This is a genomic window from Streptomyces sp. AC627_RSS907, assembly GCF_019049165.1.
Genome location: NZ_JAGMUE010000886.1, coordinates 1 through 938, shown reverse-complemented (window position 1 = coordinate 938; position 938 = coordinate 1). Strand labels below are relative to the sequence as shown.

Genomic DNA, 938 nt, shown 5'->3' with positions numbered 1-938 from the left:
GTGCTGCGCGGCGGCGTCCAGCGCGTCGCAGTCCGGCTCCAGCGGCAGGGTCCCGGTGTGGTCCTCGAGGGACTTGTGGAAGTCGTCGAGCGCGGCGTTCTGCGTCCGGTTCAGGACGGCGTCACGGTTCAGCCAGTACGCGATGCCGGACGCCGAGACGGCGGCGACCAGGGCGACCACGGCGAACACGAGCATCAGCCGCAACCGCAGGCTCATCCACCGCAGAATTCCCGCAGCCCAGCCCCGTACCCGACTGGGCCCGTCCGTCACTGGGGGGTGTCCAGTCGGTATCCGACCCCACGCACCGTGCGGATCAGCGTCGGTGACGAGGGCACGTCCTCGACCTTCGCGCGCAGCCGCTGCACGCACGCGTCGACCAACCGCGAGTCACCGAGGTAGTCGTGCTCCCAGACCAGGCGCAGCAACTGCTGTCGGGACAGCGCCTGCCCCGGGCGGCGGCTCAGCTCCAGCAGGAGTCGCAGCTCGGTGGGGGTGAGCTGGAGATCCTCGCCGTTCTTGGTGACGGTCATCGCGGAGCGGTCGATCACCAGTGAGCCGAACGACGCCGAGTCGTTCGCCTCCCGCTCGCCGCGGCGCAGCACGGCGCGGATGCGGGCGTCGAGCACCCGCCCCTGCACGGGCTTGACCACGTAGTCGTCCGCGCCGGACTCAAGGCCCACCACGACGTCGATGTCGTCGCTCCGCGCGGTTAGCAAGATGATCGGCAACTGGTCGGTGCGCCTGATGCGGCGACACACCTCAAAGCCGTCAATACCGGGCAGCATCACATCCAACACGATCAGGTCAGGCCGCTGCTCGCGCAGCAGCTTGAGGCCGTCCTCTCCCGTGGCCGCCGTCGCCACACGGTGGCCCTGGCGGGACAGGGAGAGTTCGAGGGCCGTGCGGATGGCGTCGTCGTCCTCGATCAGCAACAGGAA

1 protein-coding gene and 1 pseudogene are annotated in these 938 nt (G+C 69.5%); both read right to left on the bottom strand.

All coding sequences use genetic code 11. The features are described from left to right. Nucleotides 1–270 (bottom strand): annotated as a pseudogene (locus KUM32_RS39270) (two-component sensor histidine kinase); the annotation flags it as partial. Continuing rightward, nucleotides 267–935 (bottom strand): two-component system response regulator AfsQ1, encoded by a 669-nt coding sequence (gene afsQ1, locus KUM32_RS39265; RefSeq protein ID WP_254406744.1) that lies wholly within the window; start codon nucleotides 933–935, stop codon nucleotides 267–269. The pseudogene KUM32_RS39270 and the gene afsQ1, both read right to left, overlap by 4 nt. Between the last annotated feature and the right edge of the window lie 3 nt (nucleotides 936–938).